We start from the raw sequence: 25516 nt of genomic DNA, 5'->3' as shown, positions 1-25516 counted from the left end.
CGAGACACGAGCCAACCGCCATGAATACCCAATACCGCAAGCAACTGCCCGGCACCCGACTGGATTATTTCGATGCCCGCGCCGCCGTGGAAGCGATCCATCCTGGCGCATGGGAAACCCTGCCCTACACTTCCCGTGTGCTGGCAGAAAACCTGGTGCGCCGCTGTGATCCGGCGACCCTGACGGATTCACTGCGCCAGCTGATCGAACGCAAGCGTGAACTGGACTTCCCGTGGTTCCCGGCGCGCGTGGTGTGCCACGACATCCTGGGCCAGACCGCGCTGGTGGATCTGGCCGGCTTGCGCGACGCAATTGCCGACATGGGCGGCGACCCGGCCAAGGTCAACCCGGTGGTACCGGTGCAACTGATCGTGGACCACTCGCTGGCGGTGGAATGTGGCGGCGACGATCCGCAGGCCTTCGAAAAGAATCGCGCCATCGAAGACCGCCGCAATGAAGACCGCTTCCACTTCATCGACTGGACCAAGCTGGCGTTCGAAAACGTGGACGTGATCCCGCCCGGTAACGGCATCATGCACCAGATCAACCTGGAGAAGATGTCGCCGGTGATCCACGCCAAGGATGGCGTGGCCTTCCCCGACACCCTGGTCGGCACCGACAGCCACACCCCGCACGTGGACGCGCTGGGCGTGATCGCCATCGGCGTGGGTGGCCTCGAAGCGGAAAACGTCATGCTCGGCCGCGCCTCCTGGATGCGCCTGCCCGACATCATCGGCGTGGAACTGAGCGGCCGCCGCCAGCCCGGCATCACGGCCACCGACATCGTGCTCTCGCTGACCGAATTCCTGCGCAAGCAGAAGGTGGTGGGGGCCTATCTGGAATTTTATGGCGATGGCGCGGCCAGCCTGATGCTGGGGGATCGCGCCACCATCTCCAACATGGCCCCGGAGTATGGCGCGACGGCCGCCATGTTCTCCATCGATCAGCAGACCATCGACTACCTGAAGCTGACCGGTCGCGAAGATGAACAGGTCAAGCTGGTAGAAACCTATGCCAAGGAGGCCGGCCTGTGGTCCGATAGCCTCAGCAAGGCCGAATACGAGCGCGTGCTGCGCTTCGACCTCTCCACCGTGGTCCGTACCCTGGCCGGTCCCAGCAATCCGCACAAGCGCCTGCCGGTCTCCGAACTGGCCGCCCAAGGCATCGCCGGCAAGGTGGAGAACGAGCCAGGCAAGATGCCCGATGGCGCCGTCATCATCGCCGCCATCACCAGTTGCACCAACACCAGCAACCCGCGCAACGTGATCGCAGCTGCCCTGCTGGCACGCAATGCCAATCGCCTGGGCCTGACCCGCAAGCCGTGGGTCAAGAGCTCGCTGGCCCCCGGCTCCAAGGCGGTGGAACTGTATCTGGAAGAAGCGGGCCTGACCGCTGACCTGGAAAAGCTGGGCTTCGGCATCGTCGCCTTTGCCTGCACGACGTGCAACGGCATGTCCGGCGCGCTTGACCCGAAGATTCAGCAGGAGATCATCGACCGCGACCTGTACAGCACTGCCGTACTGTCCGGCAACCGCAACTTCGATGGCCGCATCCATCCGTACGCAAAGCAGGCTTTCCTGGCCTCGCCGCCGCTGGTGGTGGCCTATGCCATTGCCGGCACCATCCGTTTCGACATCGAACAGGACGTGCTGGGCGTGACCGCCGAAGGGAAGGAAATCCGTCTCAAGGACATCTGGCCCAGCGACGAGGAAATCGATGCCGTGGTGGCTACCGCAGTCAAGCCCCAGCAATTCCGCAATGTCTACACCCCGATGTTCTCCGCCCGCGTGGACCGCAGCCAATCGGTCAGCCCGCTGTACGACTGGCGTCCCCAAAGCACCTACATCCGCCGTCCGCCCTACTGGGAAGGTGCGCTGGCCGGTGAGCGCACGCTCTCGGGCATGCGTCCGCTGGCCGTGCTGGGCGACAACATCACCACCGACCACCTCTCGCCCTCCAACGCCATCCTGCTCGACAGCGCGGCCGGCGAATACCTGGCCAAGATGGGCTTGCCGGAAGAAGACTTCAATTCCTACGCCACCCATCGGGGCGACCACCTGACCGCGCAGCGCGCCACCTTTGCCAATCCCAAGCTGTTCAACGAAATGGTCAGGAAGGCCGATGGCAGCGTGCAACAAGGTTCACTGGCGCGCCTGGAACCGGAAGGCAAAGTCATGCGCATGTGGGAAACCATCGAAACCTACATGGAACGCAAGCAGCCGCTGATCATCATTGCCGGGGCTGATTACGGCCAGGGTTCCTCGCGCGACTGGGCCGCCAAGGGCGTGCGCCTGGCGGGTGTGGAAGCCATCGTGGCCGAAGGCTTCGAACGCATCCACCGTACCAACCTGATCGGCATGGGCGTGCTGCCGCTGGAATTCAAGGCCGGCGAAAACCGCAATACCTACGCCATCGACGGTACCGAAACCTATGACGTCATCGGCCAGCGCCGTCCGCGCGCCGACCTGACGCTGGTGATCCAACGCAAGAATGGCGAGCGTGTGGAAGTGCCGGTGACCTGCCGCCTCGATACCGCCGAAGAAGTGTCGATCTACGAAGCCGGCGGCGTGCTGCAACGCTTCGCCCAGGATTTCCTGGAAGCCTCCGCCAACGCCGGCCAGAACACCAAGGAACAAGCATGAGCCAAGTCCCCCAGATCCGCATTGCCGCCACCTACCTGCGGGGTGGCACCAGCAAAGGCGTATTCTTCAAGCTGGACGACCTGCCCGAGGCCGCCCGCGTCCCGGGCCGTGCACGCGACAAGCTGCTGCAGCGGGTGATTGGCAGTCCCGATCCCTATGGCAAGCAGATCGACGGCATGGGCGGTGCGACTTCCAGCACCAGCAAGACAGTGATCATTTCACGCAGCGAGCGGCCGGGCCATGATGTCGACTACCTGTTCGGCCAGGTCTCCATCGACAAGGATTTCGTCGACTGGAGCGGCAATTGCGGCAACCTGTCCGCAGCGGTCGGTCCTTTCGCGATTTCCGCCGGGCTGGTGGACCCGTCCAAGTTGCCGCAGGACGGCGTGGCCGTCATCACCATCTGGCAGGCCAACATCGGCAAGACCATTGTGGCCCACGTGCCCATTCGCGGCGGACAGGTGCAGGAAACCGGCGACTTCGAACTGGATGGCGTGACCTTCCCCGCCGCGGAAGTCCAGCTGGAATTCATGGACCCGGCGGCCGAGGAAGAAGGCGCAGGGGGTGCCATGTTCCCCACCGGAAACGTGGTCGATACGCTGGAAGTGCCCGGCGTCGGCAGCTTCCAGGCCACCATGATCAATGCGGGCATCCCGACCATCTTCCTCAATGCCGACGAGATCGGCTATACCGGCACCGAACTGCAGGACGCCATCAACAGCGATCCCGCCGCGCTGGCCCGCTTCGAGACCATCCGCGCCCATGGAGCGATCCGCATGGGATTGATCAGCAAGGTGGAAGAAGCCGCGACCCGGCAGCACACGCCCAAGGTCGCGTTTGTTGCGCCGCCCAAGGAATATGTCTCTTCGAGCGGCAAGACCGTCACGGTACAGGATACCGACGTGCTGGTGCGTGCCATGTCCATGGGCAAGCTGCACCACGCCATGATGGGCACGGCTGCCGTGGCCATCGGCACGGCAGCCGCCATTCCCGGAACGCTCGTGAACCTGGCGGCCGGCGGCGGTGAACGCACCAGCGTACGCTTCGGCCATCCGTCCGGGACCTTGCGTGTCGGTGCGGAAGCGAAGCTGGAAGACGGCCAGTGGGTCGTCACCAAGGCCATCATGAGCCGCAGCGCGCGGGTGTTGATGGAGGGGTGGGTGCGGGTGCCGGGGGATGCGTTCTGAGGCGAGGCTGCGGCCAGTGGCTGCAGACATGAAAAAGCCGGCCACCTTGCGGTGCCGGCTTGATCGGCTTGCGGGTCCAGGGTGGACTCAGACGCGGTAGATTTTCTCCCCGGTCTGGACGATCCTGAATTTCTCGTTGGTCAGGGGATCCAGCGCGCGACCATCAGCCAGCTTGTAGCTGCGGCTGAAGGCCCGGGCCGCTTCATCGGCCTCGTCCTGCTGCGTCTGGTACACCTCTACGTGGTAAGGTGCGCCGGTCTTGCCCTTGGCATCGAATTTTTCCACCAGATCCATATGTCGTCTCCTTAGTCGTGGCCTAGCGCCAAGGTCAACGATAGCAGATTTGGCGCGGCTTTCCAGCGCATTGCATGTTGCAGCGCACAGAGAAGAAGATCTGTGAGCTGCCTGCTCACTACCTCATCAGAAGTGCAAGGTCACCCCGACACCGAGCTGGCGCGTCACCTCGGCCTTGTTCAGGCCGAATTTGGCACCAGCATCGATGTCCACCGTCTTGTTGGGCGACCAGATGGCCCCCACCAGGGCATACGAGGGCAATTTCCGGCTGGACGCGTCCTGATTCTGTGCCACGCCGGTATCGGCCACCAGACGCCATTGTTCGTTCAGCCCATACCAGACCGCCACCGAGGCGCGCCAGATGGTCTTGCGCTTCGTTTCCTGGTCAGTCTCCAGCTTGTACGGGCTGTAGCGCAGGCCCAGGTTGCCGTGCAGGGTCCAGGGGCCGGTCTCGTAGGAAGCGATGCCGGTCAGGCCCATGCCGTTGCGGCCGCTTCCCAGCCCCTTGCTTTCCTCGCCGCTGGGCATGAACAATTCCGGCTTGAGCGCCAGGGCCAGGCCGTCCGCCTCGTAATAGCGCCATTTGGCTCCTACAGAGACATCGCCCACCCCCGTACCGTTAGGCGACTGAAAGGTCTGTGGCAGGTTGAAGAACAGGTCGAGCTTGTCGGTGACACCATAGGTGAACGTAAATGCCCCGACGTGGCCGGCATCGCCACTCTGCTTGCTCCAGTCGGTATTCATTTCGAGCTGGATGCCGCCGGCCCCCTGTACGCCCGCATCGTCGGTGTTCAGCGGATGGGCCGCGAAGGCGGGATGGCTGGCTGCCAGCAGCAGTGCGGTCAGGCAGGACAGACGGATGGTGTTGTTTTTCATGAAAGACCCCACTTTCTTGTACTTTGTGTACTTTGTTTTGATCGGTACGGCATTCGCGTGGCCACACTGACACACCCGTGCCTGCCACGGACGTGACGGAGCACGCCGCAGGCGACGGGTACAGCAAAGTGGTCGGAGCGAACCGAAGGGAAATCGCGCCGCTGCCATGCCGGGACACATTAGCAAAGGAATTTGCCAGGCATTCCGGACAGGAGAGGCGCAGGCAAGGCCTTATTGATGAATATGTCCTCGTTGGTGGCTGCGGTAAATGCCGTGGCTTTTACGGAAGGAACATCAATCTGGCTGGGTTCATCGAGCCTTGCATGCGGCTGGAAGCGAAGTTTTGGCAGGGTCTGATGATGACGGGGAATGACGGCTGCAGGCGGTTCCTGCAGCGATCCTGACGGTCAACAGAGGCGCTTCACTTCCAGAGCGAGGGGGATAGTACCATCGGCGACTGACAAATCAGCAACAAAAAACTTCGATTTTTCATGACTAAATCTGACGATTCTTGCAGATCCGTCACTCCGGCTTTTCCGCGGCGGCAGCCAGTTCGGTCCCGATCTCGCGCAGCACCCGGGTCGGCACCTTGAGCAAGGCCCCCCAGTCACTCCAGTCCCATGAAACGCGGCCGCACAGGTACTCCAGGCTGGAGAGCGGCAACTCGAAGCGCTCACCCAGCGCCAGCAGGCGCGGCAGCAAAGCTGGCCGTGCGGCATCGCTGGCCACGCAGACGTCCGCCACGCAGGCCGCCAGTTCCAGCAAGCGAATCAGACGCTGCTGGCGGTCTTCCTCGTCCATGCCGGTATTGTCGGCGTCGTGGTGATACAGCACCGTTTCACAGAAGAGCTTGGGGAAATGCCAGTCCTGCATCATCGCGGCGGCCAGCTCCAGGTGATTGAATCCGAACAACGCCTTTTCTTCCTGGCGCAAATGGCTGCCCTGCACGCCGCTAGCCAGCAGTTCGCCATACCGCTTGGGACGGGCCGAGGCCAGACCCAGGCGGCCGATATCGGCCAGCAGGCCGATGGTGAACATTTCTGCCGGGGGAGCCACCTGCAGCAGGTCGCCCAACGCCTGGCCGGCGCAGGCCATGGCCGTGGAACGGCTCCAGAACAGGTCGTAATCGAATTCCTTGCAATCGCCGCGCCGAGCCGATTCCGTCAGCGAAATCGCCAGCGCCATCTGGCGTACCGCGTGCAGCCCCACCATCAGCAACAGCTCGACATTGACGGCTGCAACCATGCGCCCCTTGTTGATGTTGGGGATGTTGGCAATCTGGATCAGGCGGCCGGCCAGTACCGGGTCACCCTGCACCTGCGCCACCAGATCCGGCAGCGCGATGTCTTCCTGCTGGCACATCTGCATGATCTTCAGACGCACGCCGGAAGGCGCAGGCAAGACTTCGGAGTCTTGCAGTTCACGGAAAACCTTGGGATCGACGTAATGAGACATGAGGATTGGTGTGATTCTTTTGAGTTCGATGCTTGGCGCAAAGCCAATTGGAATTGACGACAAGCATACCCAAATAATAGCCGTTGTGCGTTGCATCATTGCAAACTGAAATCAAGTTTCATGCATGCGTGCGACCTTCCCGCTGACAGAAAGGCAAGACAGGCGCTGACAGCTTCCGGACCGGCTTGCCGTTAAGCTGACCGAGCGGGACAAGTAGCGGCAAATTTGCCTGAATTTTCATATAACTCGCGGCAAAGCCGGGACAAGGACGCGGCAGGCATGGACAAAGCCCGCCGGACACGGCACAACGGAGCCGCACGATTTCGACAAGGCAGAGCGAGGACACATCAGCAATGGCAGGCAAGGAAGACATGGTCGTGGTACGCAAGGAGGGCCTGTATTGCGTGCCCGGCGATTTCTACATCGATCCCTGGCGACCGGTGGCGCGCGCGGTGATTACGCATGCCCACGCCGACCACGCGCGCGTGGGGCATGGCCACTATCTGGCAGCAGCGCCGGGGGCCGGCATCCTGCGTGCGCGGCTGGGCGCAGAGATCAACCTGCAGCCCCTGCCCTATGGCGAAACCATCACCCACAATGGCGTGCGCCTGTCGTTGCACCCGGCCGGCCACGTGCTGGGCTCGGCGCAACTGCGCATGGAACATGAAGGCCGCATCTGGGTAGCCTCCGGTGACTACAAGCTGGAAGCGGATGGCACCTGCGCCCCCTTCGAGCCGGTACGCTGCGACGCCTTCATTACCGAATCCACATTCGGCATGCCGATCTACCGCTGGCAACCACAGCGGGAAATTTTCGAGGAAATCAACCAATGGTGGCGCAGCAATGCCGCCGAAGGGCGTGCCAGCGTCTTGTTCTGCTATTCCTTCGGCAAGGCGCAGCGCATCCTGCACGGCATCGATGCCAGCATCGGCCCCATCGTGTGCCATGGCGCGGTAGAGCCGCTCAATCGCCTCTACCGCGAGGCCGGGATCGCCCTGCCGGAGACCCTGACGGTCGGCGAAGCGGAAGCCAGCAAGCGCGGCAAGGCGGCCGCCTACGCGGGCAGTCTGGTGATTGCCCCGCCATCGGCGGCCGGGTCGCCCTGGATACGCCGCTTCGGCGACTACAGCGATGCCTTCGCCAGCGGCTGGATGCGCTTGCGCGGCACGCGCCGCCGGCGTGGCGTGGATCGCGGGTTCATCCTCTCCGACCATGCGGACTGGCCGGCCCTGCACGAAGCCATCCACGCCACCGGTGCTGAACGCGTCATCGTCACCCACGGCCAGGTCGCCACCATGGTGCGCTGGCTGCGTCAGAACGGCCTGGATGCCGGGGCCTTCGCGACTGAATACGGAGATGAAGAAACTGACGAGAACCCCAGCCCCGCCGCCGCCGTGACGGCGCAGGAAGGCGGCCATGCGTGAATTTTCACGGCTGTATGCCGAACTGGACGCCACCACCTCCACTACCCGCAAGCTGGCGGCCCTGCAGGATTACTTCGGCCGCGCCGATGCCGCCGATGCAGCCTGGGCGGTGTATTTCCTGGCAGGCGGCAAGCCGCGCCAGGCCGTCCCGACGGGCTTGCTCAAGCAATGCGCCATGGAATTCGCGCAGATCGATGAATGGCTGTTCGAGGAGTGCTATCACAGCGTCGGCGACCTGGCCGAGACCATCGCCCACGTCCTGCCGCCGTCCAAGGGGTCAAGCGACCTGGGCCTGGCGCGCTGGATGGAAGAGCGCATCGCGCCCTTGCGCGGGGCCGATCCTGCCGTGATCCGCACCGCCTTGTTTGCTGCCTGGGATGAACTGGACTGGCAGGGACGCTTCCTGCTCGCCAAACTGATCGGCGGTGGTTTCCGCGTGGGCGTGTCGCGGCTGCTGGTCACGCGTGCACTGGCCAGCGTCGCGCAACTCGATCCCAAACTGGTGGCGCAACGCATGGTTGGTTGGACCGATGGCCGCGCCCGTCCGGACGCCCGCCGTTTCGCCGCGCTCATCGCGCCGGCGGACGGCCAGGATGCGCAGTTGCAGGGCGGCCAGCCCTATCCTTTCTTTTTGGCGCATCCCCTGTTGGAGACACCGGACACCCTGGGTCCGCTCTCGGACTGGCAAGTCGAATGGAAATACGACGGCATCCGCGCCCAGCTGGTGCGGCGTCAGGGAAGCAACTGGCTGTGGTCGCGCGGTGAAGAATTGATCACGGATCGCTTCCCCGAACTGGCCGCTTTGGCCCTCCCGGACGGCACCGTGATCGATGGCGAGATCGTGATCCGCCTGCCCGATTCCGGCCCCCAGGCCGATCGTGTGGCCCCCTTCGCCGACCTGCAGAAACGCATCGGCCGCAAGAACCTGACCGCCCGACTGCTGGCGGACCTTCCGGCGGGTTTGATTGCCTACGACCTGCTGGAGCAGGATGGGCAAGACCTGCGCAGCCTGCCCCAGCACGAACGCCGCAGCCGGCTTGAAACGCTGGTGCAGGCCCATGCAAGCCCGGCGCTGATGCTGGCACCGCAAATCGCCTCGGGCGACTGGGAGGCGCTGGCGCAATTGCGCAGCACCTCGCGCGAACGCGGTGTGGAAGGCATGATGCTCAAGCAACGGGAAGCCCATTACGGCATCGGCCGCACGCGCAATGTCGGCACCTGGTGGAAGTGGAAGGTCGATCCTTATTCCATCGATGCCGTGCTGATCTACGCCCAGGCCGGCCATGGCCGGCGCGCCTCGCTCTACACCGATTACACCTTCGCGGTCTGGGATGCACCGGATGACCAGGGCGAACGCAAGCTCGTACCTTTCGCCAAGGCGTATTCCGGCCTCACCGATGCCGAAATTGCCGTGGTGGACCAGGCCATCCGCAAGACGACCATCGAGAAATTCGGCCCCGTCCGCAGCGTCAAGCCGAGCATGGTGTTCGAGATCGGCTTCGAGGGAATTGCGCTGTCCTCGCGCCACAAGGCAGGCATCGCCGTGCGCTTCCCGCGCATTCTGCGCCAGCGTCTGGAGAAGACCATCGAGCAGGCCGATACCCTGGCCAGCCTGCGGGCGCTGCTGGGGCCGTCGGCCAGCGTGCCGCCTGAAGAAAAACAGAAAGAACTGCATCGTGCCTCGCAAGACGACTAACTCCCGTGCGCCCGCACTGAAACGCGCAGAACAATGGTTCAGCCAGCGCGGCTGGGAAGTCTTCGATTTCCAGCGCGCCGTCTGGCAGGCCGCTGCCAGCGGCCAAAGCGGCTTGCTGCATTCCGGCACGGGGTCGGGCAAGACCTATGCCGTCTGGTTCGGAGCCCTGCTCCATGCCGAGCCGAGGTTCGGCATGCCTGACCTGCCCGCCAACGCGCCTGGCTTGCGGGTCTTGTGGATTACACCGATGCGCGCCCTGGCGGCCGACACCCTGCGCGCCCTGCAAGCGCCGCTGGCCGATCTGCTGCCGCACTGGCAGGCGGGCATGCGGACCGGCGATACCGCCTCCGGCGAACGTGCGCGCCAGATGAAATCCCTGCCGCAGGCGCTGGTGACCACCCCTGAAAGCCTGTCCCTGCTGCTTTCGCAAGCCGATGCCCGGCAGCGCTTTGCCAGGCTCGATGCCGTCATCGTCGATGAATGGCATGAGCTGATGGGCAACAAGCGCGGCGTGCAGGTGCAATTGGCGCTGGCGCGACTGCGGCGCTGGCGGCCCGGAATGGTGGTCTGGGGGCTGTCGGCGACGCTCGGCAATCTTGAGCAATCGCTGCAAGCCCTGCTGGGTCCGGCAGCTGCCGAACAAGGCGTACTGGTACGCGGCGAACAGCGCAAGCGCATCGTCATCGACACCCTTCTGCCGCCGCAACCGGCACGCTTCGCCTGGGCCGGCCACCTGGGCATGCAGATGCTGCCGGCCGTGGTGCAGGAGATCGAGGCCAGTGGCAGTACGCTGGTCTTCACCAATACCCGGTCCCAGGCTGAACTTTGGTACCAGAATTTGTTGGACGCCCGGCCTGACTGGGCTGGCATCATCGCCTTGCACCATGGCTCGCTGGACCGCGAAGTGCGGGACTGGGTCGAACACGGCCTGCGCGATGGCCGGCTCAAGGCCGTGGTCTGCACCTCCAGCCTGGACCTGGGAGTGGATTTCACGCCGGTAGAGCGGGTATTGCAGATCGGCAGTCCGCGTGGCGTGGCCCGCTTGCTGCAACGTGCCGGACGTTCCGGCCACTCTCCGGGTCGCAGTTCGCGCGCCACGCTGGTGCCGACCAACAGCCTGGAACTGGTGGAAGCCATCGCGGCCCAGGATGCGATCGCAGCGGGTCGTGTGGAACAGCGTCCGGTACCGGAAACGCCACTGGACGTGCTGGTGCAGCATCTGGTCACCATCGCGCTGGGCGGCGGCTTCCAGGCCGATGCGCTGCTAGAGGAAGTACGGCAAGCGTGGTCCTATCGCGATCTGCGTGAGGACCAGTGGCAGTGGGCGCTGGATTTCGTGGTGCGCGGGGGCCAGAGCCTGACCGCCTATCCCGAATATCACCGGGTGTGCCAGGGCGAGGATGGCGTCTACCGTGTGGATGTGCCGGCCATCGCGCGCCGGCATCGCATGAACATCGGCACCATCGTGGCCGATGCCAGCCTGCATGTGCAGTACATGAAGGGCGGACGCATCGGCACCATCGAAGAAGGTTTCATCGCGCGCCTGCGTCCGGGTGACCGTTTTCTCTTCGGGGGGCGGGTGCTGGAATTTGTCCGGGTGCATGAGATGACGGCCTGGGTCCGCCGCAGCACCGCCGGCAGTGGCGCGGTTCCTCGCTGGCAAGGCGGGCGCATGCCCTTGTCCTCGACACTGGCGCATGCCGTCCTGGATCGTTTGCAACAAGCCGAGCAACAGCACTTCGACGGCCCCGAGATGCAGGCCGTGCAGCCGCTGCTGGCCTTGCAGCATGCCTGGTCGGCGCTGCCGACGGGTAAGCGGCTGGTGGTGGAAGCCCTCAAAAGCCGCGAAGGGCATCACCTGTTCTTCTATCCCTTTGCCGGGCGTCTGGTCCACATGGGGCTGGCCTCGCTACTGGCCTGGCGACTTGCCAGCACGCGCGCAGCCACCTTCTCCATTGCCGTGAACGACTATGGTTTCGAATTGCTGGCGGCAGACCAGGTGGAGATGGCCCGCCTGGCCCCGCAACAGGCGCAGGACCTTTTCAGCGAAGAGCATTTGCTGGAGGACGTACTCGCCAGCCTGAACGCGACGGAATTGTCGCAACGGCGCTTCCGCGAGATCGCCCGCATTGCCGGACTGGTCAGCCAAGGCTATCCGGGCCAGCACAAGAACGCGCGCCAGTTGCAGGCGTCGTCGGCGCTGTTCTTCGAGGTCTTCCGCAAGCATGATGCCGGCAATCTGCTGCTCACCCAGGCCCAGCGCGAGGTAATGGAACAGGAGCTGGAACTGGAGCGCCTGCGCAGCACCCTCGCCGAGCTGCGGGCGCGCGCCATGACGCTGGTGCAACTGGAGCGCCCTACCCCGTTTGCGCTGCCGCTGATGGTGGAACGCTTCCGAGAGAAACTCTCGACCGAGAAACTGGCGGACCGCGTCGCACGCATGCTGCGCGAGCTGGAAGGTGCCGCCGACAAGACCGCCTCTCGTGAACAACCCCAGCCCGCCGCACGGCGCATGGCCAAGCCCCGGACTTCCGCATGATGCAATACCCCAGCTTCGACGCCGATGGCGCCATCCTGACCATGTTGCCGGAACGCGCCCTGCTGTGGCGCGAGCGCGGCATGCTGATCCTGGCCGATGTGCATTTCGGCAAGGCGGCGGCGTTTCGGGCGGGCGGCATTCCCGTCCCGCACGGCACGACCCGCGCCAACCTGGAGGCCATTGATGCGCTGGTTCAGCAGCATGCGGTGCGTCACATCGTGTTCCTTGGGGATTTCCTGCATGCTCGCGCGGGCCGTGCTGCAGGAACGCTCGCGGCGCTGGCGCAATGGCGTGAGCGCAACGCGGGACTGACGCTCACGCTGGTGCGCGGCAATCACGACCATCATGCGGGGGATCCGCCTGAAGCACTGGGCATGGAGCTGGTCGATGAACCCTGGCGGATCGGCCCGCTGGCCTTTTGCCATCATCCGCAGACGGTTGAGGGTGCCTTTGCCATTGTCGGCCATGTGCATCCGGTGTATCGCCTGTCCTCGGCGGGCGACAGCTTGCGGCTGCCCTGCTTCGTGGTGGATGGGCGCTGGGCCATGCTCCCGGCGTTTGGCGCGTTCACGGGCGGCTATCGTGTCGATGCCTTGCCGGGGCAGCGCATCTACCTGGCGGCCGAGGATTGTGTCTTGCCGCTGCCCGGCTGAACCGCCCTCCAATACGGGGTATCATCGGCGCGCTGATATTCATACGAGGAGACCAAGAAAATGACATCCAAACACCGCCTGCTGGCCCTTTCGATTGCACTCAGTCTGGGCGTGCTGGCCAACGCGCCGGCACAGGCCGATGCACTGGCCGACATCCAGAAGGCCGGCGTGGTGCGCATCGGCGTACCGCAGGACTTTGCGCCTTTCGGTTCCGTCAATACGGACCTGCAATTGCAGGGGCTGGACATCGATGTGGCCAAGCTGATCGCCCAGAAAATGGGCGTCAAGGTGCAACTGGTTCCGGTGGCCAGCGCCAATCGCATCGCCTACCTGCAGACCCACAAGGCCGACCTGGTGATCTCCACCCTGGGCAAGAATGCCGAGCGTGAGAAGGTGATCGATTTTTCCCAGCCCTATGCACCCTACAACAACAGCGTGTTCGGTGTGGCCAGTGTGGCGGTGAGCGGCCCTGCGGACCTGGCCGGCAAGACCGTGGGCGTGGCACGCGGTACCTTCCAGGATTTGCAACTGACCGACACGGCGCCCAAGAGCGCCACCATCAAACGCTACGAGGACAACAACGCCATGATCTCGGCCTATGTCTCGGGCCAGGTACAGCTGGTGGGCACGGGTGACTTCGTGGCCTACGCCCTGGCGGAGAAGGCACCCAACAACAAGCCGGTGCTCAAGTACATCATCCAGGAATCGGCCTGCAACGTCGGCTTGAACAAGGGCGAGACGGCCTTGTTGGGCAAGGTCAACGAGGTGCTGACGGCGGCCAAGAAGAGCGGCGAACTCAATGCCATCGTGCAGAGATGGCTCAATGTGCCGCTACCGGCGAAGATGGCCAGCACGTTCCAGTAAAGAGCAAATCTGGTTGAAGCTTCATGTCGCCATGCTGCGGCATGAAGCTTTATTTTTCTTGCCCATATTTCAGTCATGAATTAACGAACTTTTTCGATGGAGGGTGAAGGCCAGGATTGGCAAAATGCACGGCACAAAAATGAGCGGGCTTAATGCTGAGCGCCGCTGCCATGCAGCAGTCGATACGGGGGTAGCACGGGGACAACTTGATGCCAGCGTGGTGTTGAAGACCAACACACGTTCATTCGCAGTACAGCGCGAATGGCGGACCATCAAGATGAGGCTATCCCGTGACCCAAGATGCAGCACCGCCCGGCAGGCAGCACAGCGCGCCCGTTGCACCGCGCTTTCCTTCCACACTCCTTTCTGGCTTCCCCTCTTCGCTCTTCGGCCCCGGCCTGTCGCAACACGCGCGCCTGATCAGGCTGGACAGCGCGCAAGAAGCCGGTCTGTCTGAATCCCTGGTCGTGGAGTGCTTCCACGGCCAGGAGAGCGTCAATGACAACTTCCAGTTCGACATCGATGCCCTTTCGGTTTCCACCGATCTCGATCTCAAGCCATTCATCGGCACCGAGCCGGGCAGAACTACCGGAAGGATCTGCGGATTTAGTTGAGACGCTCCTATGCGCAAAGAAGACGGAAGCCAGCAAAAACTACTTGCTACGGCATATGAGCAAGTTCATAGACCGCACATGGATGGATGAAAACTACGTGGAGCGCACCCAAAGAGTCAAAGCCGACGCGGCGCTTGCAGAACGATTATTGAGCGCAGGCGAGGCATGGGATGTCAGTGTAGAAATCTCAGCTAACCGGGTCAGTATCACCTACATGCCCAACGAAGCCTGCATTTCTGACCGAGAGTTGGTGCGCAAAAAAGGGCGCTGGATGATTACGGCAATCGGTAGTGCTTGCGATTAGTTTTTCGCCCAGATGCCAAAGGTGGCGTGCCGACAGAATCCTCGTCATGCCAATGAAAAATAGTAAGCCTTCACATCAATTTGGAGAAAAATGAATGACACTCCGCAATACCGCGCAAGCGATCCTGATGACCCTTGCTGCCACCCAGGCAAACGCAAGCGAAACCACGCCGTCGAATCAAACATTCTCACGATGCCAGCAGGTAAAGATAAAGGATAAGAGCATAACGCTCACAAACTGCACGCAGTCAGACAATGTGACTTATGCCACTTATGAACACCCAGAATCAATCTCTGGGAGTGCTAATGAATTTGATAAAGAAAGAGCCATCATCGCGACATCAACCGACAAACAACATCTTCTGAAACAGTCAGGATTTCGCTTTAAATCGGGAAGGCCCGTTTTTAATCAAACAAAGCTTGAAGTGATTATTTCTCCTGATTCCGTATCAAAGCGGAAAGCTATCCGGACGCTCGCAGAGCGAGGTTGGACAATAAATGGAGAGGATATCGAGTATTTTTCTCCGCACGATAGAGGTTATGTCATGAGTTGCTTCACTGCATTCAAGGGCCACGAAAAGATCAGCGTCACCGTCGCCCAGTGTCTGGACTATGGTGAACTTCAAAGCTTCAAACAATTGCTAGGAAAAGTTCGTATTGAACAATGAAGACATCAATACGATTTGATGGCACGGAGCGATCGGCTCCTCAAACATGTCGGTACAGAGTGCATGATTCTGGATGCGCTTGTAACTGTATGCCGCCGGCCCGTTCCATGAAGTTAAATTCTGCGCAGCCATGGCTTCGCCGTGACCGCAGGATCAATTGAAATCAAAACCTCCGATCATGCGCCTGATGCTGACGTCAAACTACTCTCTAGCTCTCTTTCTTCTCGCACTCTTTGCCTGCCCTGCGCGGGCTGGAGCCGAAACTCCCGTGCATCGCAGTTCCTTCCGCGCTGTCGGCAACCAATTCGCTTTTGAAGCGGGCAGACGCACTGTCGCCGTCCAACTGGACATTCCGGTGAATCAATGGGCCGTCAACTGCGCCCGGACCCACGCCATCGTCTGGGGAATCGACCAGCGCAAGCTACCGATGGGCGTCCCGCCATTCAACAAGATCTATGTCATCGATCTCCGGCGGGGCAAGCCGGTCGGTCATTTCACGCGCACGCGTGGCCCTTTTGAAGCCCGTTTCAGCAAGGATCAGACAATGGCGATCGTCGATGACGAAGTCGTGGACCTGGCCAAAGGAAAGGTGGTCGGGTATATCTACGACATGAAGCTTGATGATGAGACATGCTCGCCTTTCCCCGGAAAGCTGTCAGGCTAACAATCACTGACTCCTGCTGCCCTCATGATGTCGAGGTGCAAAAGGCTCACGCTCAGAAATTTACGAATCATGAAAATACCAAGCACAATACTTTCTTTCCTTGGCGGGGCCACTGCCGCAAGTTTGCTGTTCTGCGGCTACCTTATCTGGAAGCCCGCTACCGTAAAAATCCACCGCCTCACCACACCTTTACAACTCAGTACCGAACAGGCATCAAATGGTGTGCTGCCAGTCGGTACAACGCTCTATTACGATACGTCTTTCCCTGAAGGATTTTCCCGCTACAAGATCTACGTCAACATCGACCGCATGCCACTGCCGCTGGAGAACCTGCCGGATCCGACCATGATCGCCCCGTTAGAAGCAGCTCCTTTCCGTCACGAAGCGCTGCTGAAACTTCTCAGGAATCATCCACTTACCAGAAAGGATCTCGATACGATCCTCAGCACTGGCTATCTATCCAAGGACGAGCTCAAAGAAGTACTCAGTGAATTCCTGGCGTCAAGATGAAACGACGAGCTGCTCGATCACCTGATGAAAGCCGGTGAAGCCTGGCAAGTCACCACAACCGTCACCGATGAGCAAATTGAGGTGATGTTCTTTGCCGACGAAGCCTGCGTGGAAAGCCGCAGCCTCCGACTCGACCAGAGAAAATGGCTGCTCTACGGGCTTGGCGCAGGATGCGATTAAGCATCGCGACAGCGCCGCCGACCCCGTCAGCGCTGCGTCCACTCATCAGAACTTGCTCGACACCCCCAACCCCCACTTGCGTTCCGCATCCCCGCTATCCGGCAGCAAGCCGTTCGAATAATCCAGGCTCAGGCCCACGTTCTGGTTGAAGTTGTAAGTCAGCACCGACTTCCAGTAATGAATGCTGCGATTGCCCTGCAAAGCCTTCAATCCGGTATAGGTCGTGGTGAAATCAAACGGCAAGGCCGGATTGGTCGAAGACAGCGTGAACCCCGCCTGCGCCCCCAGTCGGATGAAATCCCGGTGCTGGTCGTAGACATCCGGATCCCCCCGGTTGATGTAGATACCGTTACGGCTCTGGCCGATCAGAATCGGCTTGAACGCCAGCCCGTTGTTCCAGCGCAGGAAATCGTTGAGCACGCCCGGGCGAACCGGCGTAAGCGTGAAGTTGACCGTCAGCAGGCGGCTGCCGTCGGTATTGTTGACAAGGTAGTCGGGACGCGCCGTCAGATCCTCCGTATTGGCCGTATCCGCATGCGCGAAGTGGAAGGCGGACAGCATCCCGATCTGGCTGGTGCGCGTCGTGGTGATCTCGGGATTGCCCGTGTCATAGGTGGTCACCCGGTTCTGCTTGAAGCCCACATAAGGCACCGCCTCATAGGTGCTGCCCGGCTCGCCCATGGGCCGCTTGTCCAGCGAATATCCGGCAAACACCACAACATCATTGGTACGCGATTGCGCCACATCGTCATTGGCCAGCGACACCCTGGCCCGATCGACCGAGGCAAAAGCCGCCTTGTTGCGATGATCGATGGAAAGCTGGTCAGGATTGCCGCGAATACGTACATGGTCCATCCAGCCCGCCTGCTGAGCCTCCTGAGCCTGCGCCGTGGCCGGCGCGGCAGGTGCGGCCGCTGGCGTCGATGCAGGAGCCGGTGCCACGCCCATGCGCAAGGCGGCATCTGCATGGGCCAGCCGCGGAGTGGCATCGGCCGTCGTGCAGCGCAAGGCCACGCGGCTGTTGTCGCGGAAGAAGGCGATGACATCGCTGCGGCCACTCGGCTGGAAACTGGCATCCTTGCCATCCAGCAGCGATTGCACATCGGCCGCCATGTGGTCGACGTTGCAGCTGTCGCCCTGGCAGGCCTGTCCCCCTGACTTTTCCGTGGCGCGCTTTTGCAGCAGCCAGGCGACCAGCGCACGCGGCGAGTTCAGCGGCGCTGGCTCCTTGCCGACCGACAGATAGGCGGTACTCACGGGATAGGTACGGATCAGCGTGGCAGCCAGCTGGTCCTTGTCCAGCGTTTGCTCGGTATTGCAGACGCCTGCGGAATCTGCGGCATGGGCCGGGTTCAGGCAGAAGGGAGCGGCCAGCAGGATGGCGGCGACAGGGAGAGTGAATCGTCGTTGCATCGGATCGAAGGGAGTCAATACAGAAAAAGCGGGAGGAATGTGATGCGGACTTCAGGTCCGGCAAAAACAGCAAGGGCCGGGAAGACCGGCCCAAGTCAATGCGAATTCAGCCCTGCGCCAGCGGCAGCCCGGGCAGCGGACGCAGTTCCAACTGGCCCAGCAGATACGGCTGGATCATCAGCTTGTAGCTGTCCAGGTCAAAACCCTTGAGACTGGCGGCCGGACGGCTGGCCAGTTGGCGGTTGTCCCGGTCCAGCGAGCCCAGATAACGCCAATGATCGATGACATGCACCTGCTGCCAGCCATCACCCTGCTCTACCAGGGCCATCGGGCCAGCGTAAGGCCAAGGCAGGATGCGCAAGTCTTCCAGCGCCTGCATCAGGCGCTGCTGGTGCTGTTCATGCGTTTCTTCACCGGTGCAGGCACCGCGGCAACGGCGGATCTGGCGGCCGAAGCAGGCCATGCCGACACCATCGGCCTGCTCCAGACCGGTGGCAATGGAGCACAGGCCATGGCGCTCGACCATCTTTTGCAGGGCTTCCTGCGCCGCACGCTCGCTGGTATAGATGCCGAACAGATTCTCGGCACGGCTGAATTCACGTTCCTCAACCTGGGCCACCTGCGGCTGGCCGACCTCGTTCAGGCGCAAGGTGAACAGTCCACGCTTGGTGCGCTGCTTCTTGTTGTGCGACGGACGCAGATCACGCAGCAGGCTGCTTTCCAGCAGGGCAGCGCCCAGCTCACCGGCGGTGCGACGGCATTCGATGCGGCGGGTCTGGCCGATCAGGAATTGTTCTTCATGATTGTGCAAATGGGCCAGCACGCGGCTGCGCAGGTTCACGCTGCGGCCCACGTACAAAGCCTGATCGTTCACACCACGCAAAATGTAGACGCCGCAGGCTGCGGGCAAGGCTTCAATGCTGGCGCGGTCGATATGCAGCGGATAGCTGAACGTGGCAGCGCGATGGGCCGCCGGCTGCGGTGCATTGAAGGTGGCGCGGGGCAAGCCCGCGTGGCGCAGGCCGCGCTGCCCTTCCTGTTCCAGCAGGCGGTCCACCAGCGCCGCCGGCAACTTGCGCGGCTGGGCAACATGCAGCGCGGCGGGAGCCTGAGGCATCAGGCCCGGCATCACGGCTTGCAAGGGGCGGGTAAACAGCTGGGTCAGCGAAGTGCGGTGGCTGATGGTATTCATGGCGCTGGCCAAATCCTTCTTGTTGTTCATGTCACGGCGGGGCGTGCTCTGTCAGGTTGCAAACGGACCGGCTAGCCGCGTCCATCAAGTTAAAGTGGATTATGAAGTTTGCCCTTGTCATCCACAGTCGGCAGGAAGATGAACCGCGTGTAGGACATCACCTCCTTGTTGAGCTTGCCGGTCGGCTCAGGCCGGATCGAAGGCATCGAGCATGGCGCGCGTCAGGCGCTGCGGTGACTTGTGGAAATCGGCCCAAGGGTCGCTGTGGGACAGGCTTTCCAGCCTTTTCCGCATGGTGGAGACCCGAAAATGGTCGGCCTGCACGCCCTGCTCCAGCTCTTCCCAGGTGATCGGCACCGACACCGGCGCGCCGTCGCGGGCGCGCACCGAATACGCCACAACCGTAGTGGCACCGGGCGCATTGCGCAGGTAGTCGATGAAGATCTTGCCAGTGCGGGCAGCCTTGCTCATGCGGGCGATGAAACGATCCGGCAGCAGGCGCGCCAGGTGCGCCGCCAGGCGGTGTGCCCAGTCCTTGATCAGGTCCCAGTCGTGTTCCGGACGAATTGGCACCATGACATGCAGGCCCTTGCCGCCGGAAGTCTTCAAAAAACAGCTCAGGCCAAGCTCCTCCAGCAGCCCCCGTACCAGTTGCGCACCCTCCACCACCGTGGCCCAGGGCACATCAGGTGCCGGATCGAGGTCGAACACCACCCGGTCCGGCTTGTCCAGCGCCCGCCCGGTGGCCCCCCAGGCGTGCAGCTCCAGCACACCCATCTGGACGGTGGCGACCAGTCCGGCAACGTCGTTGACCATCATGTAGCGTGCCTTGCCCTCGCCTTCCGGCACTTCAATGCTTTCGATGGCGTCCGGCATACCTTGGCCGGTGTGCTTCTGGAAGAAGCACTTCCCGGCATGGCCGTCCGGGCAGCGCACCAGGGATAGCGGGCGCTGCTTGAGTTCGGGCAGGATCCAGGGCGCGACGCTCTGGTAGTAGCGCGCCAGTTCCAGCTTGGTCAGGCCGGTATCGGGGAACAGGATCTTGCCGGGATGCGTCAGTTTGACGCCCTCCACCGTCACGGGCCTGGACAGGTCTTGTTCGCTGCGGCGGGCGGGCGCTTTCGGCTTCGCTTCCGCGTTTTCGGGATGGACCTCATCAGAGGCGATTCCCGGCGTTTCCCTGACGATCTCCTCCGGTGCCTTGTCCTCGCGCAGCGCTACGAAGCTGCCGTGACGCAGGATGCCGGACTTGGTCCACTGGGCGAATTTCACCTCTGCCACCAGTTCCGGCTTCAGCCAGTGCACGCCACGCCGCTGCTGCCCGGTCGGCGGATTGACGAAGGCAGGCTGGTCCTGTTCGCGCTGGCGGAACTGCTTGAGCATGCTGCCCAGCAAGCGTTCGTCGAAGCCCGTGCCCACGCGGCCGGCATATTGCAGTTGTCCTTGCTCGTCATGCACACCCACCAGGATGGCCCCGAAGCCGCTGCGCTGTCCGGCCGGCTCGGTATAACCCGCGATGACGAACTCCTGCCGATGTTCGCACTTGACCTTGATCCAGTTGCGGTCGCGCCGCCCGCTATAGGGCGCATCGGCCCGCTTGACCACGATGCCTTCCATCCCGTGCTGGCACGCGTGGCGAAATACTTCATCTGCGTGGCCGGCGATATGCTCGCTGTAGAGCAGCAAGCCCTGTTCATCGCCACCCGGAATCACGTCGCGCAACAGCTCCTTGCGCTGGTGCAGCGGGAGTTGGCGCACGTCATGGCCATTCAGGTACAGCAGGTCGAAGGCGTACAGGGCCAGCCGGATGCCGTTGGCCTGCTGGCGGTCGCCGCGCACCAGATTTTGCAGGGCCTCGAAACTGACACGGCCGTCGACATCCAGTGCCACCACCTCGCCGTCGATCCAAGCCTGATCCACCGGCAGCTTTGCCAGCGCCTCCACCAGGATGGGCCAGCGATGGCTCCAGTCCAATCCTTCCCGGGTATGGATGGCAGCCCGGCCGCTCTCGATGCGGCACAGGCCGCGATAACCGTCGAACTTCAGTTCGGAAAGCCATTCCTCGCCCTGGGGTGCGGTGTCGGCGATCGTGGCCAACTGCGCATCCATGCGTTCGGGCATGTCACTCCTGGATTGCACGGGTGAAGGCGCGATGGCCTTGCCGGCGGAGGGCGTATCCCCCTGGTCCTTCACGCTTTCCGGGCGCAGGTCGGTGATGGCGGCGGCGGCACCGGTGCGGGCGGCGTCATCTTCTTCCTTGATGAGCAGCCAATTCTCCTTGCCATCCTCGGCGGGCTTGCCCATGCGCACCAGCGCCCAGCGGCCCTGCAGTTTCTCACCCGTGAGCAGGAAGCTGAGATGGCCTTTCCTGAGCCCGGCCTGCGGATCGCCATGCGGTTGCCACTGGCCGCGATCCCACAGCACCACGTGGCCTGCTCCGTACTGGTGGGCCGGGATATCGCCTTCAAACGTGCCGTAATCAAAAGGGTGGTCTTCGACCCGCACGGCGAGCCGCTTGTCATGCGGATCCAGACTCGGCCCCTTGGGAACGGCCCAGCTCTTGAGTACGCCATCGAGTTCCAGCCGGAAGTCGTAATGCAGCCGACGTGCATGATGGCGCTGGATGAAGAACTGCAAGCCCTCCGGTGAGGCCTGCTTGCCCTGCCGCCGGACAGCCTGAGCGTGGCCGGACGGCTCGGGCGTGACGCTGAAATCACGCTTGGCATGGTAACGAGCCAGTGCGGAAGAAGACCGGCTCATGCCTGCGCCCTCCTGGCGTTGGCGCGCGCAGGCGTGCTGCGCGCCGTACTCTTGCTGGCGGCGGCCTTGCTACGGGGCGATGCCTTGCTGCGGGCCGCCGTTCGGGACTCGCTCTTGGCCGCGCTGCGGCGTTTGGCAGCAGGCTTGCGGTCGGCCATCTTGTGGACCTTGGCAGTGCTCTCGTCTGCCTTGTCTTTCGGGGCTGGCTTGGATTTGCCTCGTCCATCCAGACTGCTCTTGAGCAAGGCCATCAGGTCCACCACCTTCGCGCCCGACGTGGCTGGCACAGCGGCCTCATCGGGTTCGGCCACCGCATGCGTCTGGCGGCTCTTGATCTTCTTCTTGATGAGCGCCAGCACGTCATCACGATAGGTATCGTGGAACTGGCCGGGCTCCCAATCGGAAGACATGTGATCCACCAGCGCCCGCGCCATCTCGACTTCCTGCTTGGTCACGGCGGATTTCTTCGATTTGCGTGACGGCACCGGCAAGTCATCCGGTGCCCGCAATTCGCTGGGATAGCGCAAGGTGATCAGTTGCAGCATGTCGCCTTGGGGAATCAGGGCGGCCAGATGCTGCCGGGTACGGATGACAATCTGGGCAATGGCCATCTTGTCGCTGGCCAGCAGGGTTTCGCGCAACAAGGCGTAGGCCTTGTCGCCACCCTTGGCCGGGGCCAGGAAATATGGCTGCTCGTAGTAGAGGATGGGGACTTGCTCACGCTCCACGAAGCTCTGGATGTCGATGCTCTGGGTGGCCTCCACATTGGCCTGGCGCAAATCTTCATCGGACATGAGGACGAACTTGCCCTCCTCGTACTGGTAGCCCTTGATGATGTTTTCCCAGGGGACTTCGCGCCCGGATTTCTTGTTGTAGCGCTTGTAGCCCACCGGAGACAGGTCGCGCTTGTCGAGCAGGGTGAAATCCAGCTCATCGTGTTTTTCGGCGGTATAGAGTTCGACCGGGATATTGATCAGCCCGAAGCTGATGGCTCCCTTCCACAGTGCGCGTCGCATCGCTTCCTCCGCAAGTTCGCTGATGCGCCGATTATCAAATCGCCCCCGCCGCCGCGCAGTCGGACTGCCGATGAAGCCCGCGTAGGAATGTGCCGCTCCCGCCCGCCATGGCGCGCCTTGCTGCCTCCCGCCCGGTCTTCTCCTACATGGATTTACCGCACATGCCGATACAGGCCCGGCACTGCCGGACTTACTCTTGAGCGATTCCCTCCCCCTCCCAGGAGCCGCCATGCCCGCTACCGTTGCAGACATCCTCATCGACACGCTCTACGAGATCGGCGTGCGCCAGATCTTTGGCGTCGTCGGTGATGCCTTGAATCCCCTGACCGACGCCATCCGCCGTGACAAGCGCATCGAATGGATCGGTGTACGCCACGAAGAAGGTGCCGCCCTGGCCGCCGCCGGCCAGGCCAAACTGACCGGCCGCCTGGCCGTGTGCTGCGGCACCACCGGCCCCGGTGCCAACCACCTGGTGGCCGGGCTCTACGAAGCCCGCAAGGACCACGCGCCGGTGCTGGCCATTTCAGGCGGTGTGCCCGCAGCCAAGCGCGGCACCGACTATTTGCAGGAAAATTCACCCGACATGCTGTTCCGCGATGTGGCTGCCTACAGCCAGGTCATCACGAGCCCGGAACAGGCCGCCGCCGTGTTCCACCAGGCCATCGCCCAGGCCTATGCACAGCGCGGCGTAGCGCACCTGAACATTCCTGCAGACATCATCGGCGCCAAGGTCAGCGGCACCGTCCCCAGCATTCATACGCTGCGTGAGCGAACTGAACTGGCGCCGCCCGCCGCCGATATCGCCGCTGCGGCTGAACTGATCAATGCCGCCGGCTCGGTGGCCATCTTCGCCGGCAATGGCTGCCGCGGTTCCATCGACCAGGTGCTGGCCCTGGCCAGCAAGCTGCAGGCTCCGGTCATGCATACCTTCCGAGGCAAGGATCTGGTGGCTTACGACCATCCGCACTGGATCGGCGGAGTCGGCCTCATCGGCGGCGCGCCAGGCACTGATGCCCTGCATGGTGCAGAGGTGATGCTGATGCTGGGCTCGGATTATCCGTATTCGGAATTCCTGCCGACCAAAGCCAAGATCATCCAGATTGACGAACGCGGTTTCGTGCTCGGCCGCCGCGCCCCGGTCACGCTGGGCATTACCGGCTCGGTCGGACCGGCCGTGCAAGCCTTGCTGGAAAAGGTCGACGGCAAGACCGATGGCAGTTTCCTGCAGAAAGCCAATGCCGATCGTGAACGCTGGAACAGCAAGCTGGACAGCGCCGCCGAGATCAAGCGCCATCACAAGAAGATCAAACCGCAAAGCGTGGCCCGGGCCCTGAGCGACCTGGCCGACGATGATGCGCGCTTCGTGATCGATACCGGCGTGGTCACGCTGTGGTGCGGCAACTGGATCCGCCAGCGCGGCCAGCAGCGCCTGCTGGCCTCGTTCAACAATGCCGCGGTCGGCACCTCGCTCGGCCAGGCCAATGGCATCCAGGCACTGGACCGCGAACGCCAGGTGATCGTGGGCGTGGGTGACGGCGGCTTCACCATGCTGCTGGGTGAGTTCATGACCAGCGTGGAGCACAAGCTGCCGGTCAAGGTGATCGTCTTCAACAATCGCGAATGGGGCCTGGTGCATCTGGAGATGGAAGAAGCCGGCATGCCTGCCTTCGAGGGCTCGGAATTCCCCAATGCCGACTTCGCCGCCTTCGCCCGTGCCTGTGGCGGCCAAGGTTTCACTGCGCGCGCCCCGGAGGAGTTGCAGGAGAGCCTGCAGCAACTGCTGGCCGCGCCTGGCCCGGCGGTGCTGGATGTTTTCATCGATCCGTCGGAGCTGCCCGTCATGCCGCACATCAAGATGGAGCAGATCTGGAAATTCGGCCTGGCCAAGGTCAAGGAAAGCCTGATTGCCATGCAAGGAGGATGAACCATGGATGCCATCGAACAGCAACGAGAAGAGTACGCCAAGCAGCTGCGCCTGCGTTTCGAGGAATACAAGCGCTGGGCCATCGAGCACTGGCCCGTGGCGGAACAGCCGCTGGACGACAGCGCGTTCATTGCGGCCGAACGTGAACTGGATCTGCTCACCGGCACCATGCTGCACCCGGGCCGCAAACCCGACGGCATTCCCGCCAGCGGCGCGCAGCAAACGCAGTTTGAAGACGTGACGCCAGCACCCTGGCCGTGAAATCTGCGCGGGGAGAAATCTTCCTCGCGCATTCTTACGTGCGGTTGCGCCTCCCGCTTATAGGGGGGCAGCGGCAGGCGCAGTAAGCTTCATCTCACAGGCTGCACCGCTTGCCAGCACATTCCATCAGACCAGAAGGAGAACAGCATGAGCGAAAGCAAAACCGGCAAGGACCATCGTCCCAACCAGTACGACACGCCGTCCGAAGTAACGCTGGATGAGGCCAATGAGATGAGCTTCCCCGGCAGCGATCCGGTGTCCACCTCCAACATCACGCGCATCGAAAAGGCGCCCGAGATGGACAAGGCCAAGGACGACCACCAGAACAGCCACCGCGTCAAGGAAAACACCCCCAAGGCCAACTGATCCAGTTGCGCCCGA

General features: G+C 62.6%; 23 protein-coding genes. 16 read left to right on the top strand and 7 right to left on the bottom strand.

Annotation, left to right across the window (positions count from 1 at the left end):
• Positions 1-20: 20 nt before the first annotated feature.
• Both acnD and prpF read left to right on the top strand, forming a co-directional pair.
• On the top strand, positions 21-2642 hold the full coding sequence (gene acnD / locus ACWFUC_RS16740; RefSeq protein WP_489625464.1) for a Fe/S-dependent 2-methylisocitrate dehydratase AcnD: 2622 nt from the start codon (positions 21-23) through the stop codon (positions 2640-2642).
• On the top strand, positions 2639-3829 hold the full coding sequence (gene prpF, locus ACWFUC_RS16735) for a 2-methylaconitate cis-trans isomerase PrpF (protein WP_287019532.1): 1191 nt from the start codon (positions 2639-2641) through the stop codon (positions 3827-3829). Before acnD ends, prpF begins: the two co-directional genes overlap by 4 nt.
• 87 nt (positions 3830-3916) lie before the next feature.
• On the opposite strand, the gene ACWFUC_RS16730 is transcribed toward prpF, so the two are convergent.
• The 3 genes from ACWFUC_RS16730 to ACWFUC_RS16720 all read right to left on the bottom strand — a co-directional run bounded on the left by ACWFUC_RS16730 (position 3917) and on the right by ACWFUC_RS16720 (position 6454).
• Positions 3917-4123, bottom strand: coding sequence for a hypothetical protein (locus tag ACWFUC_RS16730; RefSeq protein WP_039788137.1), 207 nt, complete (start codon positions 4121-4123; stop codon positions 3917-3919).
• 126 nt (positions 4124-4249) lie between these two features.
• Positions 4250-4999, bottom strand: coding sequence for a transporter (locus tag ACWFUC_RS16725; RefSeq protein ID WP_489625463.1), 750 nt, complete (start codon positions 4997-4999; stop codon positions 4250-4252).
• Positions 5000-5521: 522 nt separating this feature from the next.
• Positions 5522-6454 (bottom strand): HDOD domain-containing protein, encoded by a 933-nt coding sequence (locus ACWFUC_RS16720; protein ID WP_489625462.1) that lies wholly within the window; start codon positions 6452-6454, stop codon positions 5522-5524.
• A gap of 353 nt (positions 6455-6807) precedes the next feature.
• Here ACWFUC_RS16720 and ACWFUC_RS16715 point away from each other — a divergent pair, with 353 nt between their 5' ends.
• The 11 genes from ACWFUC_RS16715 to ACWFUC_RS16665 all read left to right on the top strand — a co-directional run bounded on the left by ACWFUC_RS16715 (position 6808) and on the right by ACWFUC_RS16665 (position 16569).
• On the top strand, positions 6808-7878 hold the full coding sequence (locus tag ACWFUC_RS16715; protein WP_209568983.1) for a ligase-associated DNA damage response exonuclease: 1071 nt from the start codon (positions 6808-6810) through the stop codon (positions 7876-7878).
• Positions 7871-9574 carry an ATP-dependent DNA ligase gene (locus ACWFUC_RS16710; RefSeq protein ID WP_489625461.1) on the top strand — a complete coding sequence of 568 codons (1704 nt, stop codon included), beginning with the start codon at positions 7871-7873 and terminating at the stop codon, positions 9572-9574. The genes ACWFUC_RS16715 and ACWFUC_RS16710 overlap by 8 nt, the downstream gene beginning before the upstream one ends.
• Entirely contained in the window at positions 9555-12113 is a 2559-nt protein-coding gene (locus ACWFUC_RS16705; RefSeq protein ID WP_489625460.1) for a ligase-associated DNA damage response DEXH box helicase, read from the top strand. Before ACWFUC_RS16710 ends, ACWFUC_RS16705 begins: the two co-directional genes overlap by 20 nt.
• Positions 12110-12766 carry a ligase-associated DNA damage response endonuclease PdeM gene (gene pdeM, locus ACWFUC_RS16700; protein ID WP_489625459.1) on the top strand — a complete coding sequence of 219 codons (657 nt, stop codon included), beginning with the start codon at positions 12110-12112 and terminating at the stop codon, positions 12764-12766. Before ACWFUC_RS16705 ends, pdeM begins: the two co-directional genes overlap by 4 nt.
• A gap of 60 nt (positions 12767-12826) precedes the next feature.
• Positions 12827-13630, top strand: a complete 804-nt coding sequence (locus ACWFUC_RS16695; protein WP_489625458.1) for a transporter substrate-binding domain-containing protein — start codon at positions 12827-12829, stop codon at positions 13628-13630.
• A gap of 290 nt (positions 13631-13920) precedes the next feature.
• Positions 13921-14244, top strand: coding sequence for a hypothetical protein (locus tag ACWFUC_RS16690; protein ID WP_489625457.1), 324 nt, complete (start codon positions 13921-13923; stop codon positions 14242-14244).
• Positions 14245-14299: 55 nt separating this feature from the next.
• Positions 14300-14548 carry a hypothetical protein gene (locus tag ACWFUC_RS16685; RefSeq protein ID WP_489625456.1) on the top strand — a complete coding sequence of 83 codons (249 nt, stop codon included), beginning with the start codon at positions 14300-14302 and terminating at the stop codon, positions 14546-14548.
• 94 nt (positions 14549-14642) lie between these two features.
• Positions 14643-15215: a hypothetical protein gene (locus tag ACWFUC_RS16680; protein ID WP_489625455.1), complete on the top strand. Its 573-nt coding sequence runs from the start codon at positions 14643-14645 to the stop codon at positions 15213-15215.
• Between the two features lie 178 nt (positions 15216-15393).
• Positions 15394-15879: a YncE family protein gene (locus ACWFUC_RS16675; protein ID WP_039788152.1), complete on the top strand. Its 486-nt coding sequence runs from the start codon at positions 15394-15396 to the stop codon at positions 15877-15879.
• A 69-nt stretch (positions 15880-15948) separates the two neighbouring features.
• Entirely contained in the window at positions 15949-16389 is a 441-nt protein-coding gene (locus tag ACWFUC_RS16670; protein ID WP_489625454.1) for a hypothetical protein, read from the top strand.
• A gap of 24 nt (positions 16390-16413) precedes the next feature.
• Positions 16414-16569 (top strand): hypothetical protein, encoded by a 156-nt coding sequence (locus ACWFUC_RS16665; RefSeq protein WP_489625453.1) that lies wholly within the window; start codon positions 16414-16416, stop codon positions 16567-16569.
• 45 nt (positions 16570-16614) lie between these two features.
• Here the strand turns inward: ACWFUC_RS16665 and ACWFUC_RS16660 are convergent, their stop codons facing one another.
• The 4 genes from ACWFUC_RS16660 to ku all read right to left on the bottom strand — a co-directional run bounded on the left by ACWFUC_RS16660 (position 16615) and on the right by ku (position 22950).
• Positions 16615-17982 carry a hypothetical protein gene (locus tag ACWFUC_RS16660; protein ID WP_489625452.1) on the bottom strand — a complete coding sequence of 456 codons (1368 nt, stop codon included), beginning with the start codon at positions 17980-17982 and terminating at the stop codon, positions 16615-16617.
• Positions 17983-18088: 106 nt separating this feature from the next.
• Positions 18089-19174: a nucleotide excision repair endonuclease gene (locus ACWFUC_RS16655; RefSeq protein ID WP_489625451.1), complete on the bottom strand. Its 1086-nt coding sequence runs from the start codon at positions 19172-19174 to the stop codon at positions 18089-18091.
• Positions 19175-19360: 186 nt separating this feature from the next.
• Positions 19361-21934: a DNA ligase D gene (ligD, locus tag ACWFUC_RS16650; RefSeq protein WP_489625450.1), complete on the bottom strand. Its 2574-nt coding sequence runs from the start codon at positions 21932-21934 to the stop codon at positions 19361-19363.
• Positions 21931-22950, bottom strand: a complete 1020-nt coding sequence (gene ku / locus ACWFUC_RS16645) for a non-homologous end joining protein Ku (protein ID WP_489625449.1) — start codon at positions 22948-22950, stop codon at positions 21931-21933. Before ku ends, ligD begins: the two co-directional genes overlap by 4 nt.
• Positions 22951-23179: 229 nt before the next feature.
• Between ku and ACWFUC_RS16640 the strand changes: the two genes are divergently transcribed.
• The 3 genes from ACWFUC_RS16640 (at position 23180) to ACWFUC_RS16630 (ending at position 25501) form a co-directional block, all read left to right on the top strand.
• Positions 23180-24874, top strand: coding sequence for a thiamine pyrophosphate-binding protein (locus tag ACWFUC_RS16640; RefSeq protein ID WP_489625448.1), 1695 nt, complete (start codon positions 23180-23182; stop codon positions 24872-24874).
• Positions 24875-24877: 3 nt separating this feature from the next.
• The gene (locus ACWFUC_RS16635) at positions 24878-25135 is read left to right on the top strand and encodes a hypothetical protein (protein WP_489637214.1); all 258 of its coding nucleotides are present in this window, start codon (positions 24878-24880) and stop codon (positions 25133-25135) included.
• A 147-nt stretch (positions 25136-25282) separates the two neighbouring features.
• Positions 25283-25501, top strand: a complete 219-nt coding sequence (locus ACWFUC_RS16630) for a hypothetical protein (protein WP_121040144.1) — start codon at positions 25283-25285, stop codon at positions 25499-25501.
• Positions 25502-25516: the final 15 nt, after the last annotated feature.

Source organism: Herbaspirillum sp. Her4 (assembly GCF_057961335.1).
Note: the sequence above shows the minus strand (reverse complement) of the source record. Positions and strands in the feature narration are given on the sequence as shown.